The sequence below is a fragment of the Evansella tamaricis genome (assembly GCF_019042215.1).
GTDB lineage: Bacteria > Bacillota > Bacilli > Bacillales > Salisediminibacteriaceae > Evansella > Evansella tamaricis.
This window is the reverse complement of sequence record NZ_JAHQCS010000174.1, coordinates 1-19,191: the sequence shown is the minus strand read 5'-3', so window position 1 is coordinate 19,191 and position 19,191 is coordinate 1. Positions and strand designations below refer to the sequence as shown.

The following is a 19,191-nucleotide window of genomic DNA, read 5'->3' as shown; positions in this document are numbered from 1 at the left end:
TTAAAGGAGGACAAAAAGAGGGGGTTGCAAATTGGAACGGAATGGGCATTTTGTATTGAAGACAAAGCTTGAACCGCCAATGGTTGATAATCAAGTACTGTTTCGGCCAACGGTTATGAAACGGTTAAGGAAAGCGAAAGATGCCCCTTTAACTCTTGTGCACGGAGGACCGGGGTTTGGGAAAAGCACAGCCCTGTCTGCTTTCTTGCGTACAGGGTCCTATCCATTTGTCTGGTATACCGTAACGGAACAAGATGACCATTTAGCCCCGTTTTTAATATATCTAAAGGAAGCGATGTGTTCGATGGTTCCTGATATAAAGGAAGAATGGTTAACGGAAGCATTTATGAATATTCAGCGCGGGGATACCCGTGCCATTTATGAATGCTGTTCCCATTTCATTAATGCCTGTGTAGGCCTAGATAAGGATTGGCTGTTAATTATTGATGACTTTCAACTTGTTTCTGAAAATGAAGAAATCAGTCAATTCATGAAATGGTTCTTGATGCACCTCCCACAGCGGCTCCACGTCATATTAATCAGTCGATCGAAATTGGAATGGGACTTCCTTGCCACTTGGCGTGTAAAAGGTCAATTAGTGGAAGTGAATGAACGGGATCTTTGCTTCAAAGAAGAGGAAATTCAAATTCTTTTTGAAGATCACTATGAAATGGCTATCACGGAAGAAGATGCAAGGTTTCTTTTTCTCCAAACGGAAGGATGGATAATGGCTATTCAGATGGTGTGGCAGAGGCTCCAGGAAGACAGCACATTAGAGGAAATCTTCCAGGATCAGGCCACTTCCATGGAGGAATTATTTGAATACTTAGCGTTGGATGTCTTAAATAAACAACCTAAGGATGTCTATGAGTTCCTGTTAAAGTCATCCATATTTCAGTCTTTTACGGTTTGGGGTTGTCAGGAAGTATTACATGAGCCAAGTTGTGAAAAGCATATCACCCATTTAATGAAAAAGCATTTATTTTTACATACGACGGAGAAAAAAGAGGCGTATCGTTACCATGCCTTATTTCGTGATTTTTTACAAAGTCGGTTAAAAAAATGGGAGCCGGATATTTTGGAATCCCTCCATGAACGGGCAGTCAGTCACTATGAGAAGCGCGGAATGCTCGATCAGGCTCTCTATCATGCAGAGCAATGTGAGACTATAGAAAAACTGGCTGTTTTCTTACATGAGAACGGAAAGGAAATGATCAGACAGGGGAAATTTCAGCGTTTAGAAATATGCTTAGGAAAAATTCCAGTTCGTGCGAAGGATAGGTATCCGTACTTATGGGTTGTTCAAGGGGATTTCGAACGATACCGGTCGAGGTATGAAGCGGCGATTACCCATTATGATCGTGCAAGGGAAATTGGGGAGGAAAGGGGAGATCCCATTTGTGAAAGCAAGGCATTGGAAGGAGCTGCAAGTGTTTATTTAGATACGATACAACCTAGACATGCTCAAGATTTGCTGAAAAAAGCCATTGAACTATTAGAACGGGTGGAAAAAGAAAACCATGGGGCTGTTTTGAAAGAGGAGCTTCAAAAACAGTTACGTCATTTATACGTACTCATGTCAGAAAATACAATTAATTTAGGTGATGCCGTGGAGGCAAAGCGCTGGTTTGAAAAAAGTCGGGCCTTGGAACCGGAAGAAATCGAAGATGATCTGGAAGCGAGACTCCATTTGCGTACTGGGAGATTATCGGAAATGGTCCGGAGACTGGAACGGAGAAAGAGGCAAAAAGGGATGGAGAGTGTTCCTGGTCAAACGGTCCTCGGACCTCCTAAATCTCACCGGGAAACGGATTTACTCCTTTCTTATGTTTATTCCTTAATCGGAAGGGGGACGGAAGCAAAGGATGCAGCATCTGCTGCGATTATGCAAGGAGTACAAGCGAAGGCTCCTTTTGTGGAAGCTTGTGGTTGGATGCGAATGGGGCATGCTATTCAACTTCAGGATAAGTATGAACAGCGCTTAGCATCCACTTGTTATCAGACATCCCTGAAAATGATGGAAGAGATGAACATCTCCAGAGGGAAAGCAGAGCCTTATATGGGGTTAAGTTTACTTTACGGGAAAAGACGGGAATTAGAAGCTGCGATTAAGTTTGCGGATCTTGGTTTAAAGGAAACGGATAAAGTGGACGATCGATGGTTATCTTCCTGGCTTAGACTTTGTAAAGGCATTGCCTATTGTTATTCCCATAATGACGGAAAGGCGCTTCAAGAGTTTGAAAGGTGTCATGATCAATTCCTGTTGTGCGGTGATAGTTATGGTTTAACGGTAACGACTTTATGGCAGTCTTTTATTACTTATCGGATGGGAGAAGAAAAAAGATTTTATATTTATGTCCGGCATTTTCTTCAGCTCATGGAAAAGGAAGGGTACCATGATTTACTCAAGAAGCCAACATTATTTGGCCCGGTGGATGTCCAACAACTTTCTCCCATGTTGTTAGAAGCTTATCATCAACGGAAGAAGGATCACCCGTTTTTACATCACTTGATGCTCCAGTTAGGCATGGAGGAGGGACGGACGAACCACCCGGGGTTTACTCTCCGAATCCAGACATTTCGGGAATTCAAAGTGTTTCGTGGAGAGGAAGAGATTTTGGAGCGAGATTGGAAAAGGGGAAAAGCAAAGGAACTGCTGCAGTTATTTATTACGAAGAGGAAACATTTACTCCAAAAGGAAGAGATTTTTGAGCTTCTATGGGGAGGACAGGATGAAGAGGTGGCAGGACGGGATTTCAAGGTAGCTTTAAATACATTGAATAAAGTACTAGAGCCAGATAGGAAAGCCAGATCCACACCATTTTTTATCCAACGCCATGAGAGGGCTTATGGGCTGAATCTCGCGTCTCCATTTGATTTGGATGCTGCAGAATTCGAGCATGGAATAACAAAAGGAATGGAAACGAAGGACAATGGAGAAGCCGTGCATTTGTTAAAACAATCCCTCGATCTTTATGAAGGGGATTACTTACCGGAAAGAATGCATGAGGATTGGTGTACAGAAGAAAGAGAGCGCTTACAAGTTCTGTATTTACGAGGGGCAGAACGGCTTTCAGAGTTGTATATGTTAAATGAAATGTGGGATTTGTGTATTGAAGCAGCGGAGAGAATTCTTGAAAAGGACCGATGTTGGGAAGAGGCTTATCGTATCTTGATGACGGCGTACCACCGTAAACAAAACCGGAAAATGGTCTTTTATTATTATAATAAATGCCGAGAGGTTTTAATGGAAGAACTCGGTGTACCGCCAATGGAAAAGACAGAACAATTATTTGAACAACTAGGAGTGGAGAGGAGTGATGTAAGTGATAGGAGTGGAGCTTAAAAAAGTAAAGTTATCAAACGGCGAAACGATCGCCTATCGAGAACGTCCAGGGAAGGGATCGGAAAGGGTAGATACAAAACCAATTCTACTGATTCACGGAAACATGACATCTTCACAGCATTGGGATCTTGTTTTTGAAGAGATGGATGAGAAGTATCATCTTATTGCACCTGATGTTCGAGGGTTTGGGGAATCATCGTATATAAATCCCATCAACTCATTTGACGATTTGGCCGATGATTTCGCAGAGTTTTATGAAAAAATAGAGTTGCAATCTGCTCATGTGGTTGCCTGGTCCACAGGTGGAGGAGTGGGGATGAATCTCGCAGTAAAGTATCCGGAAAAAATTGAATCACTGACACTCCTTTGTTCTTTATCCACAAGGGGATATCCATTTTTTTTGTTGGATGAGAAAGGACAGCCAATTAAACGGATAGAAACAAGGGAGGAGTTAAAACAAGATAGTTGGAGAACGATACCCATTGAAAAAGCTTATCGGGAAAAGGATTGGGATATGCTGAAGGGAATCTGGAAGCAGGTGGTTTATACGAATAAGGAACCGGAAGAAACAAGATACGATGTCTATCTGAATGAAATGTGTAAACAGAGGAACCTTGTGGATATTTATTATATTAATGATAGATTCAATATTAGTCTTCAGAACGGAGGTACGGGAGAAGTGGAAACGATCACAGCACCGGTCCTTATATTAGAAGGGGAACAGGACAAACTTGTTTTTCCAGCGATGACGAGTGAAATACGAGAAGACTTTGGGGGAAGGGCATCCTATCATTTACTCAAAGGCTGTGGACATTCTCCCCTTGTGGATGACCTGGATCAATTAATAGAAGTGGTAACTTTATTTGTGGAAAAACACAGTTAGTAAGATTGGAAGGTGAAAATTTCTTATTATAGGATAGAAGTGAATGTGGAGAGGGTGAGTGTGAAGTGGCTAATAAAGTAGTAGTGATTACAGGTGCTGCTGGGGGTATCGGGTCGGCAGCCGCTCGACTTTTTGCGGAACAGGGAGATTCTGTTGTTGTGGCGGATTATGTTGAAGATGTGGGACAAAAGACAGTTGATTCCTTACACGTGGCGGAAGGAACAAAAGGGCATCTATTTGTTCAAGTGGATGTGAGCAATTCAGAAAGTGTCAATGCAATGGTAGAAAATGTTTTACGACATTTTGGAAGAATAGATGTACTTGTGAACAATGCAGGTATTACGAGGGATGCCATGTTTAGGAAAATGACGGAAGAACAGTGGCATCAAGTAATGAATGTGAACTTAAATGGAGTATTTTATTGTGGGAAGGCCGTTCTTCCAGCGATGCTAGAACAGGGGCACGGGATTATAATTAACACATCTTCCGTAGTGGGAGTACACGGAAATATTGGTCAGACCAACTATGCTGCCACAAAATCGGCGGTGATCGGAATGACAAAAACATGGGCAAAGGAATTGGGACCAAAAGGAATACGGGTAAATGCGGTAGCTCCCGGGTTTATTAATACGGCAATGGTCGCAAACATGCCTGAAAAAATCATTGATCAGCTGAAAGAAAAAGTGGCGTTACGCAGGTTAGGCGAACCAGAAGATATAGGCAAAGCTTATGTATTTTTATCCTCAGAAGATGCTTCCTATATTAACGGAACAGTACTAGAAGTAAATGGCGGACTGACAATATAAACTAAATTGCCACGGGCCTGGTCCCCGACAATTCTGTGAACATACACAAAATTGTGCGGGACCAGGCCCGTGTAAATTCGTGTAAATATTATGGTAGAATAGGAGGAGTGATTAAAAGGAGGTTCTTATGAATCCTAAATTAGCAGTAGTCATTTATGTCATCGCATTGTTTTTCCTTTTTTACCTTGGGATAAACCTCATTCTCCTAATAGCAGTTTTAGTGGACAACCCAAATGTACTGTTTATAACACCGTTTGTATTTATGGGGATTTCCATCGGTGCAATGGTATTAAGCAAGAGATATATTCAAAGGACTGCCAAGGATAAAAAAGAGGAACTATCCATCAAGAAGTTGTTTGTTTTAGGTACGTTCATTGCTATCTTGTTAGGCTTTTTTATTTTTTGGTTCTAGATAAATTTCAATAAACCATCAAATAATATACTGGAATCTTTTTATAATTATTGTTCACAGAATAGTCAGGGACCATGTCCCGCACAAAAGAGTGCGGGACATGGTCCCTGACTATTATAAAACTTTATTCTTGTTTTCTGGACGGTTGTATCTGTCCTTTCCATTCCTTCATTCATAGGTATATATGATATAGGATCCCTTAAAGAACGTGAAGGAAAGAAAGGGAGGAGGACGATGGGGTTTGCAACAGAGATACAAGCATATCAACAAAATAAAGTTCAATATCTGAAAAGAAAACAGTGTCCTGATGGGGCTTGGAGGTTCCCGTGTGAAAATGGGCCCATAACAGATGCGCACATGATTATAGTATTAAGGGTATTAGGAATAGAAGATAACCATTTAATAGAACAATTGACGAGTAGAATTCTAAAAACAAGGGAGCAAAACGGGGCATGGAAATTATATCCCGATGAGAAGGAAGGGAATCTATCTGCTACCATTGAAGCATATACGGCCCTTTTGTTTTCAGGAAAGCCTATACTAGATGAAACGGAAAGGAGAAAAACGGAAACGTTTATCTGTGAGCGCGGGGGGCTCCCGGAAGCCCATGTCTCTACTAAATTTTTGCTGGCATTAAACGATCTATATCCATGGCCAACCGTTTTTCCCATTCCCTTATCTTTACTATCCATGCCAACAATTTCTCCAGTCCGATTTGATGATATGACGAGTTATGTGAAAACACACTTTGCACCCATTTTAATTACAGCAAATAAACGATTTTCAGTACGGACCAAATGGACACCGAACTTGGATCATCTTATTAATGACGCAAATAAACGAAAGAGACTAGAGCGGCAGCGAACAGGAAAACCAACGTTCTTACAACGCCTCAAAACCATCTTTTTCCCAAAGCATTTAAACAGAAAGTGGCTAAAACGGGCTGAACGTTATGTAGTAAGTCAGATTGAAACAGATGGAACGCTCGGGAGTTATGCCACAGCTACGTACTATATGATATATTGTCTCTTAGCCCTTGGATACAGTAGAAGCTCAGCCATCATTACTGGAGCCATACAAGGACTCAAAGGGTTAGGTACTTTCGTGGATAGTGAATTCCATATTCAAAATGCCCGATCCACGATTTGGGATACAGCTCTCGTAACATCTGCTATCCAAGCGGTTGGGGAAGGTACGGAATTTCCAGTGAGGAAGGGTTGTCAGTTCCTCATAAACCATAAAGTTCTTTGTGAGAAGGGGACGATTTCATGGGGGTTTTCTGAGAATAATTCCGATAATCCTGATGTGGATGACACACAAGTAGCACTACGCTCCCTATCTCCTTTTCTGATGCAGAATAAAGAAGCTTATGATTGTTGGCATAAAGGAGTCCGGTGGATATTGGAAATGCAAAACGCTGATGGGGGATGGAGTTCTTTTGAAAAAAACAAGGGGAAATCACTAATTACAAAGCTTCCCATAGAAAATATGAAAGATACTGCCATTGATCCATCCACTCCTGATTTGACGGGAAGAGTATTAGAATTCTTAGGCAATTATGGGGCAAAAAAAGTTGGAAACCCTCAAGTGGATGCTGCCGTGAAGTTTCTAAAGGGGGCACAGCGGGAGGACGGTTCATGGTATGGGAGATGGGGAGTTTGTTATCTCTACGGGACTTGGGCTGCGGTTACTGGTTTAATGGCTGTGGGAGTACCAAAGGATGATCCAGTTATTCAGAACGCTGTAAGGTGGCTTATTTCCAAACAGAATCATGATGGTGGATGGGGGGAATCATGCCAAAGTGATGTGAGAGATACTTTCGTTCCCCTTGAGGATAGTACTCCGTCTCAAACCGCATGGGCAGTAGATACATTGGTTTCAGTACTGGAAAAACCATCCGTTGAATTAATCGGTGGTGTAAGGTTTCTATTAGATGAAAAGGGAAATTGGCTTTATCCCACAGGGGCAGGACTTCCCGGGAATTTCTATCTTCGTTATCACAGCTATAACCATATCTGGCCGTTAATTGCCTTAACTCATTACTTGAATAAATATAGATGGAGAACGGATAAAGTTAGTTAACACACGTGGCTACTTGGAGTACTATTTTTCGTTCTGCCACAACTAATTACGTGAGTATCCAGCATTTTCCCATTGGAAACTAGTTTTCTCCCTAAAATAAAAGACTATCGGGAGATCCGCCGTTACTAATAGAGGATGGTAACATAAACTAGGGAACAAGGAGGTGGATGGTATGGGATGGCATGTTGACCCCCATTTAATGAGTATGTTTCGTTCGAGAATTGCTAATCCTGCATGTGCCCAACGAGTTTATCATGTTCTAAGATGTTGTAGTGTTCGTGATTTGAGAACTCCTGCAGGAGCATACGGATTAGTTGACCGGTTGGCGGAATGTTGTGAGGTGAGAGTTACGCCGGAAACTAGGGACTATGCGGCTAATTGGCTAATGAAATGTGGTGTGGACCCGGCACATCCAGGGCATAGAAGAGCAATGTGGGATTTGGTGTGGCGCAGGTAAATAGGTTGATAGAAGAGGATTAATTTATAAAGTTCACAAAAAAGTCAGGGACCTGGTCCCCGACTTTTTTGTGAACTTCTTGTATGGAAGAAAGAACGGCCCTTGCGCTTTTCTTGAAAGATAAGAATGTATAAGTTTTGCACCTTCGGGCAATTTGTCTAGCTCCATCGCCTACTCGCATGGGAACTGAAAAAGTGGTGCTTTTCCACTTTTACAGTCCCTAAGCAATGAACGTAGCCGTCGCAATCTTTAAAAAGCTTGATAGGAGTGGTTTTCTCCTATCATGCGAGCGACGAGCGTAGCCATTGCCATACAAATAAAAGGAACTGAAAAAGTGGTTTTAAACTTTTTCAGTTGCTTCTTAATCGCTGCGGGGCACTTCGGAAGTGACAACCGAAGTCAAAGAGCGGACTTCTGTTGTCATTCCTCCACTGCCCTACGCTCGTGACCTTAGGCGCTTTTGCTTTTCTTATTAAAAAATAAGATGGGCAATCATTACGATAATAGGTAAGGTGATAATTGTACGTTCTAAGAAAATAATGACAAGATCCTTAAAATTAATTGGTATTTTTGATCCTAGTAATACTCCGCCCACTTCAGACAGATAAATCAACTGCGTAACAGACACACAGGCAATAATAAATCTTGTCATTTCACTTTCAATTCCACTTGCAAAAATGGCAGGAAGGAACATATCAGCAAATCCAATGACTAACGTTTCGGCTGCCGCCTCCGCTTCTGGCACTTGCATCAATTCTAGAACCGGTACAAACGGATAACCTAACCATGTAAAGAAACTCGTATTTTCAGCAATGATAAGAGCAATCGTTCCGAAAGCCATGACAACAGGTGTAACGCCGAGCAGAAGGTCTAATACATTTTTAGAACCGTATCGAAAGAATTCTTTAATGCTGGAGTTTCTATCAGCTTGTTCCTTTGCCCTTTGAAGACCCCACTTAAAAGCCGTGAAACCAGCTGGAATGGTTTCGTCAATATTGCCTTCCTGTCCGTTAACATAGGTTAATGGTTTTCTGGATAAAGGGGGAATTCTTGGCATAATGACAGCAGCCACAAATCCTGAAAATAAAACTGTTCCATAGAAAGGGAGGAACATATGCTCAAGATTCACCTCTTGAATGACGACGAGGGAAAAGGTAATAGATACAACAGAAAAAGTCGTACCAATAATAGCAGCTTCCCGTTTAGAATAGTAGCCTTCTTCGTATTGTTTGTTTGTCAACACTACCCCAAGAGTGCCGTCCCCAAGCCATGATGTTAAGGAATCAATGGAGGAACGTCCCGGCAATCGGAAGAGTGGGCGCATCACTTTCGTTAAAAGGGAACCAAAGAAATCCAGTAAGCCGTAATTCAAGAGTAAAGGTAAAAACAACCCCGCAAATACAAATACTGTAAATAATGTGGTAAGCAATCCCCCTTCCCCTAGAAGCAATCCGCCCGTATCTTCGGAATAAACTGCCTCAGTTCCAAGTTGGAAATATGTCATTATTGCTAAAATCATAGCTATGAACCTGACAACATACCAGAATCCATTAACATCAAACAGCTTTATGAAAAAAGGGCTAGACGTTAGGATCTTAGGTTTAACTGTTTTTTGAATAAAGACTCCGAGGAAACTAATGGTAATAAGAACCGTCATCACTTTAGGCAAAATATGAACTAAAAGATCACCCAACCAATAAGAGAGAATGGCAACAGGAATTCGAAATCCATCTTCCATTGGTAGTGGTGTTAAAAACAAGAATACTCCAAGGAGTGAAGGAATTAAAAACTTCCATATTGTAAGGTTTTTATGATTTGTGATATTCAACGAACTCGCCTCCGAAAAAATAAATAATTATTCAATAAAATATATATTAATGCAACACCATGAATTATACAACAAAAATATTTATTTTTATGCAAAAAATATCTAATATTACTACTCAATAGACAACTTCAATGTATATTTATAAATTTAATATATTCCGAAAATTTGTTTAATATAATATTATTGCCGATTACAGGAAGTTTTTTCGAAGGGTGAATATTGCTTGAGATTATGAGGGGACGTTTTAGGTCAGATTTACGTAGGTTGACTTGATAATTTTTCAAAAGCAGTAGCAAAATGATTGCACTTCAACACCTTCCACAAGTTAGAAAACGGAGCATATAAAAAGGGGCTACCATTAAGTAAAGTGGTCCCTATGTCAAGGACACTTTAAAAAAAAGGCCTTAAATTTTGATAATTAGTATTGTATTCTTCCGTTAAGGAAGAGATACGACATAAGAACCAGTAACTCTTCTGCCTCAGAAAGTTACTGGTTCTTAATTTTATCCGTGTCTTAAATGTAAATATGATTAGAAATTTTATAATGTCAATTGAAAGCTTTCAAGTATTTATGCTGGGAGAAGATGTTCCGTGTTACCTTCGGAGGTACTGTAAACAATTGAATGATTCACAATGGCAGTGGTTTTATGAACAGATAATGGAACCAGTTACCTTTGTTACGGACATCGCACAACTTTTCTATGTACTAAAATGGATTCTAAAGTATGATTTCGATGATTTATCATATGCTGTATATTTTCAAGATATTATGGATCCCGAATGTTCTCCTCAGTCACTAATCAAAGAAGAGTGGTTGCCAGTGCTGTGGCATCGCTATGAGCAGCGTTTGATGAATGAATTATTCGAAATCCGTGGTAGCCTAAATAATAAATCCGTCCCTGACGTTATTGGTGATGATTCTATTATATTTTAAGTGGGTATTCACTTGTTTTTAAATATTTTGCATATTGATTAGGGGAGAGCTTTGCTAGTTTCCATTGATACCGGTCATTATTATAATAATCCATGTAGTTATCAACTTCCTGGCAAAGTTCCTCAAAACAACTGCAGTCTTTCAAATTGATTTCATCCTTCATATGTCCGAAAAATGATTCCTGTGGTGCGTTGTCCCAGCAGTTACCACGTCGGGACATGGATTGCCTAAGTTCCTTATCTTTTAAAAGTTCCCGGAAAGAGATGCTTGTATAGTGACATCCTTGATCAGAATGGATGATAGCATCAGTCTCTAAGCTATTCCCGTGCGTTTCTAGTAGGATTTTAATAGTTTCTAATACAAAGTCGACTTCAAGTGATTTACTTGGAACGTATGCCAGCACCTGTTTCGTACAAGCGTCCTTTATGACAGAAAGATAAGCCTTACAGCCATTATTGTAATATAGATATGTTATATCTGTAAGGAGTATTTTCCCAGCACCATGGTTTTCAAATTCCCGATTTACTATATTTTCTGATACTGCATCTGTCTTCAGTGCTTTAGCCATTCTTCTGTATGGGTTTGCCTTTCTGATGGGGCAAAACAAATTGAACTTTTTCATTAGGCGACTGATTTTCTTTTGGTTCATCCTTATGCCCATATGCAGAAGGCGCATATATATGCCGCGTCTGCCTTTGTCATATCCGCGAAAACGATATGCTTCCAATATTAATTCAAAATTCTTTTTATCCTGCTCATCTTTACTTCTGCGTTTCTCAGCGGACTTCAGCCAGTTGTAATAGCCACCTCTAGAAACTCCTGCCATTTCACAAAGCCAATTGATATGAAGCTCATTATTATCTCGCAATGTCATTTCTTCGATGTGCCTGAATTTTTCTTCTGGCTTTGCTTCTGCTTTTCCTTCCACTCTGCCTGTCTGTCTAGAAATTCTGTTTTTTTTAGAAATTCATTCTCTTGCTTTAGGTACCTTAGTTGATGTTCCAACCGTTTTATTCGGTCGGCATCTGATAATTCCTTTGTGGAAGGACGACCAGGATTTTTACCACGCAGATCTTTATAACCATCTATTCGTACTGCATACTCTTTCACTCTTAGAACCAAACTGTCCTTTCTCCTTTTCCCTAAAAGAGTAGGATCAATTCCCATATCACGTAGAATAGCCGAGGGTCCTTTTCCAGAATGGTATTCCTGATAAAAACGTTCTTTAAATTCTTCTGTGTAAGAAATAGTTGTTTCACTTACTTTCTCGATGAAAGGATTAGACCGTAGTTGTTTTTGTTGTTCTTCTGAAAATTTATTTTTCCCCATTTTACAACCTCCCCAGTCCCAATAATTAAAATATAACAAAAAAAAGACCCTGCAAAACAGAATCAGTAAAAAAATAAGGACAAGCCTCTTTTTTAAAACTGTCTATTTTATAGGGTCCATTTTAAAGGGCAGCCCACTTCTTTTTATTCACTATGCTATTAAAAGCGTGTTATTCTGCTTTTGCACTATTTTCCTCTAGTTTTGCCTGTTCTTTTTCTTCCTTTGCAACCTTCAAGAAACGATTAGTCTCTGCCACAACAATACCAGAGAGCCCAAGGAGTCCAATTAAGTTCGGTACAGCCATGAGGGCGTTCATGATATCGGCAATACCCCAAACAAGGTCGAGGGAGGCAATGGCCCCAACAAAGACAGCTAAAACAAAGGCAATCCGATAGAATTTAATGCTCGATTCTTTAAAGAGATAACCAAAACATTTTTCCCCATAATATGACCAGCCAAGGATCGTGGAGAAGGCAAAGAACACAAGACCGATTGCAACGATGTATCCTCCGGTACTTCCTAAGAATAATTCAAAGGATGCAGATGTTAAGTTTGCTCCCCTTAAGTCTCCTAAGTACAGGTTACCCATAACAATCGCAATACCAGTGATGGAACATACAATGATCGTATCAATAAATACTTGCGTCATGGAAACGAGAGCTTGACGTCCAGGATAGTCGGTTTTTGCCGCTGCAGCAGCGATTGGAGCAGAACCGAGACCAGCTTCATTCGAGAATACTCCTCGGGCAACTCCCCACCGGATAGCAGCACCAATTCCTCCACCAATAATGGCATTTCCAGTAAAGGCTTCTGAGAAAATTAATCCCACAGCTGTTGGAACGAGGTCAAAGTTTAATACAATTAGTGTGAGTCCTGCAAGTACATAAAAAAGAGCCATGAACGGAACAATGTAAGCTGTAACTTTTCCGATACTTTTGATACCGCCTAAAATAACTAGACCAGATAATATTGTTAATATAATTCCTGTGACGAAAGTTGGAATGCTGAATGTGCCACTTAATGTGTCGGCAACATTAAAGGATTGTACAAGGTTTCCGATACCAAATGCTGCAATAGCACCAAAGATAGCAAATAAAACAGCTAGCCATTTTAAACCTAATCCCTTTTCGATGTAATACATTGGACCACCGGAAAACTCTCCGTTTTTCCCTTGTACACGATATTTTACAGCAAGAATGGCCTCAGCATATTTCGTTGCCATTCCAAATAAAGCAGAAATCCACATCCAGAACACTGCCCCTGGTCCCCCAAGCACGACGGCCGTTGCAACCCCGGCAATGTTACCCGTTCCTATGGTGGCAGCAAGTGCAGTTGTCAAAGCCTGATAATGGGAGATATCCCCAAGAGATTTCTTGTCCTGTTTTGATGGGCTAAAGGCAAGTTTTAACGCGTAAGGTAAAGTACGGAATTGTAGAAATGCAAGACGAAGCGTTAAGAAAACCCCAGTACCCACAATCAGAATAAGCATTGGCGGACCCCAAACAATATCATTGATTAAATCTACGACATTTTGAATACTTTCTAACAATATGATTACCCCCTTTTATAGTTGATGATCATATTATATTAATTTTCTGAAAAATAAGAAACAAATTTTTTCTAAAAGTAAAAAAATAATACAACTAGTTAATAGATTTATCGGGTTTATTTATGAGGTGTAAACAAGCCATTGACAAGCAAGGTTTCACACCTAAGGTCACATGTGATTTAAGGTGTTACATCATTGTTTTATTGTTATAATTTGGAGGATGTTAGGTAGATAAAACAGAATATATAACATGATCTATAGTAGAGTTGGAGGAACAATAATGGAGCTTTTAGATATTAGAAATATTTCTTTGAATTGGGAAATTAATGTTAAGGATTTTAAAGCACTTTCGGAACGGGCAATTCTAATTATTTCTTCTTTTGATCAAAAATTTATTTTGAAGAAGAAGGGAAGCCTGGAACAGTTTGAAAGCGAATTAAAATTGCTAAAACATCTTGAAAACAATAAATTTCCAACTCAATTTCCATTGTACAATAAGTTTGGTGATTTAATTGTTAATTATCAAAACGCCAACTACTGTATATACAATTATATTAATGGTGAAACCTTTAGTGCTACGGAAACTCTGCAAAACTCTATGATACCTAAACTTCTGGGTGAAACTATTGCTACTTTAAATAAAGCAATGGTCTCTATAAACCTTGCTAATGAGTTTCAACAGAAAGACTTATACCATATGGTTTACGGCTATGCAATAAACGAAATTGTAAAAGTCGATTGTTCTAAAAAGCTCTTAAAGGTATATCAACAGCTAGAAGATGACATTAAAAAAGTAGTTGAATCTTTGCAAAAACAGCTAATACATAGGGATAGCCACATTCATAATATAGTTTTTAAAGATGGCTCATTAAGTGGTGTAATCGATTTCGATATTGCTGAGATAAATGTTAATCTATTTGATCTTTGTTATTGTTCAACCAGTGTGTTAAGTGAAGTTTTCTCAAAGGAGAGTTTGAGGGGAAATTGGATAAAATTCGTTGGTGATTTAGTAATTGGATATAATCTATATAACCCTTTATCATTTAGTGAAATTAAATCTATATGGTATGTAATGCTGTGTATCCAAACTATTTTTATGTCCTATTTTGTCAATAATAAAGAAATTTATGAAATTAATAAGGAAATGTTCCTATGGATTTATAAAAATAGAAAAAATATAGAAAACACGATTTTAATGAGTGTGAGATAAATAATAGAAGTACTTAAACGAGAACTTTCCTCTAGCTGTCCTGCGATTACTCGTCGCAAATAAAGAGTGCTCCTGCGATTACTCGTCGCAAATAAAGAGTGCTCCGGGCAACGTCGCTGCACCTAACTGAAAGTGCACCCTTCGGTGTCTCCTGGTTTGCTTTTCCCACAGGCAAGAGGTTACTTCTCCAAGACGGCAACGAATTGTCTCGACAGATATACTTCGAAGCATACGTTAGTAGAGGAAGAGACAGAAAGTACCTTTTGCTTTAATCAACTTTAATTTCAAAAATCATCACTAGTCCTAAAAAAAGACCGCCCCATTAATCAATCAAGTGGGACAGCCTCAACTATTTTCTAAGTAATCACTAGGTTACATTCCCTTTAAGATTATCTCCTTTATAAATATATATGGAGAATATATCAGTAAAACTAAATGGCCCATTCCCCTTTTCGGAAGACAGCCTCTACAGAGCCATCCTCTTTAATACCGTCAATGTCCATTTCTCCAGAACCCATCATAAAATCAACATGTGTAATACTTGTATTAATTCCGTTTGATTCCAGTTCTTCCTTCGACATCGTTGCCCCCCCTTTGAGGTTAGTCGGGTAAGCACTACCTAATGCAAGGTGGTTTGAGGCATTCTCATCATAAAGTGTGTTGTAGAAAAGAATTCCAGATTGAGAAATAGGTGAGCTATGAGGTACTAAGGCAACTTCACCAATATAACGTGCACCTTCATCTGTGTCGAGGAGATGTTTTAACGTTTCTTCCCCAACTTCTGCTTTAAAGTCAACTACTTTACCATTTTTAAACGTTAATGTGAACCCGTCGATCGTATTTCCTCCATAGTTTAAAGGTTTCGTATTGGATACTGTTCCGTTTACGCCATCCTTTTTTGCGGCAGTGAATACTTCTTCCGTTGGCATATTTGCCACAAAATGAACACCGTCCTGGTTTGGACCTCCACCTCCAACCCAAATATGCCCATCAGGTAATTCAATGGTCAAATCGGTGCCAGGTGCACGATAATGAAGTTTTTTGTATTTCTTTTCATTTAAAAACTTCGATTTATTTTGTAAATTTTCATCATGCTCTTTCCATGCAGCAACGGGATCTGGTTTATTGACACGTACAGCTTCAAACATCGCTTCCCAGAGTTTTTCTTCTTGCTCGTCCTCAGCGGCATTTGGGAAAACTTTCGCTGCCCATGATTTAGAAGGGGCAGAAATGACAAGCCAGCTTACTTTATCCGTTTGTATGTATTCGCGATATTTATCCATGGCCTTACCTGCTGCTTTATTTGCGGTAGCAATTTTATCACCATCTACTCCCTTTAATAATTCAGGATCAGTGGACTTAATGGACATAAACGCCGCTCCGTTTTCGGCCAGTTCTTCAAAACCTCTTGCTTTCCAAACAGGAAATTCCTTAAAGGCATCTAGTGGAGCACGGTCATATTTCAAACGAGTTAGATCATCGTCATTCCACTCCACATGAACATTTTTTGCCCCAACATCATATGCCTTCGTTGCAATTAATCGTACAAAATCTACAGAAGATATTGGTGCGTTAATGACTAGTGTTTGCCCTTCCTGTACGTTTACACCAATTTTGACAGCTAGTTCTGCATACTTTTCCAGCTTTTCTTGAAATTGTCCCATATTCATCTCCCTTTTCTGTCGGTATGTATTCCATTTGTATCGGTATTATTGTAACAGTTTCTAATTGAATTTGAAACTTCGAGCCCCGAAGGAACAGGCAACCATTCCTTTTCATACGGTAAGCATAAAGTATAGAATAACCGAATATTCTGCTTAATGCGGATTAGTGGTTGCATGAGGGTTTTAAGACTATAATACTTGTACCCTTTGAAACTTTTATTTCCGCTCATACGTCTATTAAACTACAGGAACTATGGATTAATAAATCTTGAAAGGAAGGCTAGTGATGAAAGACTTTATTCTAAGTCATAAATTTATGTTATTCTGTCTTCTTCTCTTATGGGGGAAGACCTTTACTGTCTCTTTACTAACATTCAACATTCAGATGAATAAATATATTGACGTTGTTATATTTGCCTTGAATCCGCTGGCATTTTTGATTGTTTTGTTTAGCGTAGGTATTTTGCTTAACACAAAGATACAACCGAAGTATTATTTTGTTATCAGTCTATTGTTAACAGTGGTGCTTTATGCCAACTCTGTTTATTTTCGAGAATTCAGTGACATTATTACTCTTCCAATGCTTGTCATGAGTGCCAATATGGGAGATTTAAGCACTAGTATTTTTGCGTTAATTCAGTGGTACGATATTTTCTACTTCATGGCCGTTTTAGTTATTGGTTATCTTATGATAAAAACTCCTTCCAGTTTAACGATAACGCAATCATCACTCCGGAAAACGAGGAAAAAATTTGCTGTTATAGGAGTCATTGTCTTAACCTTAGGAGCCCTACCTCAATTCAATCATCCAGAATCAAGAACTCACTCTTTTAATCGAGACCATCTAGTTCAATCTATGGGATTATATAATTTTTACGTTTATGATGCTTTTGTACACACACAGACGAATGCTCAAAGAGTGTTTGCAGATCACGATGATTGGAGTACAATCATAAAACATTTAGAGCAGTTTCGAGCGGAGCCGAATAAAGATTTAATTGGAATAGCAAAGGATATGAATGTTGTCGTCGTATCATTGGAATCTGTTGAAAGCTTCGTCATTGGAGAAACGTTGAATGGAGAAGAGATTACTCCATTTTTAAATGAGTTAATAGATGATAGCTTTTATTTTGAGAACTTTTATTACCAAACAGGGCAGGGCAAGACTTCCGATGCGGAGTTTCTCATAAACAATTCCCTCTATCCATTGGGAAGGGGTGCGGTATTTCATACCCATTCTAGTAATCAGTTTGAAGCTTTACCAGAGACTTTGAAAGAGTACGGATATTATAATGCATCCTTCCATGCCAATGATGGTACATTTTATAATCGGGATGTCATGTATGAAAATCTAGGTTATGATCGTTACTTTGAATTAGAAGACTATGAAATTACGGAAGAAAATAGTGTTGGTTGGGGAATGAAAGATATTGAGTGGATTGAACAATCGATGAATTATGTGTTGGATCTTCCAGAACCCTTTTATGGTACTTTCCTAACTCTTACCAATCATTTTCCATATGAATTAAATGAGGAGAATTACTTCATCGAACCATTTGATTCAGAAAGTGAAATAGTTAATCAATATTTTCAAACGGTGAGATATACTGACGAGGCTATGAAAGTGTTGGTGGAGAACTTAAAAGAGCAAGGCCTTTATGAAAACACCATGATCGTCATGTATGGAGACCATTACGGAATTGCTAATAGCCATTATCCTTCCTTAGAGAAATTTCTGGATAAGGAAATTACTCCAGTGGAAGAAGTAAAGTTAAACCGTGTCCCTCTTATTGTTCATATCCCGGGTATAGAAGGGGAGACACTAGATACGGTATCTGGGCAAGTGGATGTTATGCCAACATTATTAAATCTACTGGGAATCCCAGAAGGAGATAAAATAATGTTTGGAAGTGATTTATTTTCAGAAGAGAAGGATGATTTCGCTGTACTCCGTAATGGAACTGTTGTTACAGATGATGTTATTTATTACAATGGAGACTGTTTAGAGGCGGATACCGGGGAAAAAATCTCCATGGAATATTGTGTACCTGCAATAGATCGTGGGGAATGGGAATTGTACTACTCCGATAAAATTATCTATAGTGATCTATTTCGTTTTAAAGATTGAGATTCTCTGAATGAGTAATGAATTGTATTTACTTTGTGTTTAAATCTTAAAACCTTTCGTTTTAACTAGTAAGGTAAAGACCAAATGGTTGGAATCAGACTTATTACCAGTGTGAAAAGTTCTAGGGATATAATTTTTCTGGAGTTGCTGAAACGGAATCAGCAACTCTTTTTATAGTGAAAAAACCAACTTGTACAAAAGATTCGTAGGCTTATTGTCGAACTCCATATCGAAAAATGCGATGTTTTGATAGATGCAGGAGAATGTATTTATTATTTTAAATAACTATGCTATATTTATCAAACATTTAAAACCCATTTATTGTAAGATCAATATAAGTTTTATTTATGTCTCTAGTCAAATCGATTAGCGTTTAATCAGAGGTAGTACATGAGTGGTGTTTTTAGGGGAAAGGCACTGCCCTACGCTCGTGTTCATAGGCGCTTGCGCTTTTCTTATTTTTTTTCCAAAAGGCTATGTTAAAGGCTAATGTTGATTTTTTAATAGGATGATTTTTAGCGAAATTTACGACACTCCTGCGGGAAAAGCGAGTTCAGGGGAGA

General features: G+C 39.1%; 14 protein-coding genes. 9 read left to right on the top strand and 5 right to left on the bottom strand.

All coding sequences use genetic code 11. The features are described from left to right. The first annotated feature begins 31 nt into the window (after positions 1-31). The 6 genes from KS419_RS21625 to KS419_RS21600 all read left to right on the top strand — a co-directional run bounded on the left by KS419_RS21625 (position 32) and on the right by KS419_RS21600 (position 7,986). The gene (locus KS419_RS21625; RefSeq protein WP_217068837.1) at positions 32-3,346 is read left to right on the top strand and encodes a winged helix-turn-helix domain-containing protein; all 3,315 of its coding nucleotides are present in this window, start codon (positions 32-34) and stop codon (positions 3,344-3,346) included. Further along, entirely contained in the window at positions 3,327-4,229 is a 903-nt protein-coding gene (phaZ, locus tag KS419_RS21620) for an intracellular short-chain-length polyhydroxyalkanoate depolymerase (protein WP_217068835.1), read from the top strand. The genes KS419_RS21625 and phaZ overlap by 20 nt, the downstream gene beginning before the upstream one ends. A gap of 65 nt (positions 4,230-4,294) precedes the next feature. After that, positions 4,295-5,035 (top strand): 3-oxoacyl-ACP reductase FabG, encoded by a 741-nt coding sequence (gene fabG, locus KS419_RS21615; RefSeq protein ID WP_217068834.1) that lies wholly within the window; start codon positions 4,295-4,297, stop codon positions 5,033-5,035. A 127-nt stretch (positions 5,036-5,162) separates the two neighbouring features. Beyond that, the gene (locus KS419_RS21610) at positions 5,163-5,447 is read left to right on the top strand and encodes a hypothetical protein (protein WP_217068832.1); all 285 of its coding nucleotides are present in this window, start codon (positions 5,163-5,165) and stop codon (positions 5,445-5,447) included. A gap of 234 nt (positions 5,448-5,681) precedes the next feature. Beyond that, entirely contained in the window at positions 5,682-7,529 is a 1,848-nt protein-coding gene (locus tag KS419_RS21605) for a terpene cyclase/mutase family protein (protein ID WP_217068831.1), read from the top strand. Positions 7,530-7,701: 172 nt separating this feature from the next. After that, positions 7,702-7,986, top strand: coding sequence for a hypothetical protein (locus KS419_RS21600; protein WP_217068830.1), 285 nt, complete (start codon positions 7,702-7,704; stop codon positions 7,984-7,986). A gap of 472 nt (positions 7,987-8,458) precedes the next feature. Here KS419_RS21600 and KS419_RS21595 read toward each other — a convergent pair whose 3' ends face one another. Further along, positions 8,459-9,814: a YjiH family protein gene (locus KS419_RS21595; protein ID WP_246594419.1), complete on the bottom strand. Its 1,356-nt coding sequence runs from the start codon at positions 9,812-9,814 to the stop codon at positions 8,459-8,461. A gap of 544 nt (positions 9,815-10,358) precedes the next feature. Between KS419_RS21595 and KS419_RS21590 the strand changes: the two genes are divergently transcribed. Further along, positions 10,359-10,748, top strand: coding sequence for a hypothetical protein (locus tag KS419_RS21590; protein WP_217068828.1), 390 nt, complete (start codon positions 10,359-10,361; stop codon positions 10,746-10,748). On the opposite strand, the gene KS419_RS21585 is transcribed toward KS419_RS21590, so the two are convergent. The 3 genes from KS419_RS21585 to KS419_RS21575 all read right to left on the bottom strand — a co-directional run bounded on the left by KS419_RS21585 (position 10,738) and on the right by KS419_RS21575 (position 13,566). After that, positions 10,738-11,676, bottom strand: coding sequence for an IS3 family transposase (locus tag KS419_RS21585; RefSeq protein ID WP_217068826.1), 939 nt, complete (start codon positions 11,674-11,676; stop codon positions 10,738-10,740). The genes KS419_RS21590 and KS419_RS21585 overlap by 11 nt on opposite strands. Then, a complete protein-coding gene (locus tag KS419_RS21580; protein WP_217068825.1) occupies positions 11,619-12,077 on the bottom strand; it encodes an HTH domain-containing protein in 459 nt (152 codons plus the stop codon). Before KS419_RS21580 ends, KS419_RS21585 begins: the two co-directional genes overlap by 58 nt. Before the next feature lie 169 nt (positions 12,078-12,246). Beyond that, positions 12,247-13,566, bottom strand: a complete 1,320-nt coding sequence (locus KS419_RS21575) for an alanine/glycine:cation symporter family protein (protein WP_217068895.1) — start codon at positions 13,564-13,566, stop codon at positions 12,247-12,249. A gap of 340 nt (positions 13,567-13,906) precedes the next feature. Between KS419_RS21575 and KS419_RS21570 the strand changes: the two genes are divergently transcribed. Then, a complete protein-coding gene (locus KS419_RS21570; protein WP_217068824.1) occupies positions 13,907-14,836 on the top strand; it encodes a phosphotransferase enzyme family protein in 930 nt (309 codons plus the stop codon). 431 nt (positions 14,837-15,267) lie between these two features. Here the strand turns inward: KS419_RS21570 and KS419_RS21565 are convergent, their stop codons facing one another. Further along, complete coding sequence (locus KS419_RS21565) at positions 15,268-16,500, bottom strand: aminopeptidase (protein ID WP_217068822.1); 1,233 nt, start codon at positions 16,498-16,500, stop codon at positions 15,268-15,270. A 286-nt stretch (positions 16,501-16,786) separates the two neighbouring features. On the opposite strand from KS419_RS21565, the gene KS419_RS21560 reads away from it, so the two are divergent. Next, positions 16,787-18,628, top strand: a complete 1,842-nt coding sequence (locus KS419_RS21560; RefSeq protein ID WP_217068820.1) for an LTA synthase family protein — start codon at positions 16,787-16,789, stop codon at positions 18,626-18,628. The last annotated feature ends 563 nt before the right edge of the window (positions 18,629-19,191 follow it).

Bases quoted from the DNA above. Each gene is read 5' to 3' on its own strand.
- KS419_RS21575 (WP_217068895.1), bottom strand. From the start codon at position 13,566: ATGCTTATTCTGATTGTGGGTACTGGGGTTTTCTTAACGCTTCGTCTT.
- KS419_RS21580 (WP_217068825.1), bottom strand. From the start codon at position 12,077: ATGGGGAAAAATAAATTTTCAGAAGAACAACAAAAACAACTACGGTCT.
- KS419_RS21600 (WP_217068830.1), top strand. From the start codon at position 7,702: ATGGGATGGCATGTTGACCCCCATTTAATGAGTATGTTTCGTTCGAGA.
- KS419_RS21610 (WP_217068832.1), top strand. From the start codon at position 5,163: ATGAATCCTAAATTAGCAGTAGTCATTTATGTCATCGCATTGTTTTTC.
- KS419_RS21590 (WP_217068828.1), top strand. From the start codon at position 10,359: ATGTCAATTGAAAGCTTTCAAGTATTTATGCTGGGAGAAGATGTTCCG.
- KS419_RS21570 (WP_217068824.1), top strand. From the start codon at position 13,907: ATGGAGCTTTTAGATATTAGAAATATTTCTTTGAATTGGGAAATTAAT.
- KS419_RS21565 (WP_217068822.1), bottom strand. From the start codon at position 16,500: ATGGGACAATTTCAAGAAAAGCTGGAAAAGTATGCAGAACTAGCTGTC.
- KS419_RS21605 (WP_217068831.1), top strand. From the start codon at position 5,682: ATGGGGTTTGCAACAGAGATACAAGCATATCAACAAAATAAAGTTCAA.
- KS419_RS21560 (WP_217068820.1), top strand. From the start codon at position 16,787: ATGAAAGACTTTATTCTAAGTCATAAATTTATGTTATTCTGTCTTCTT.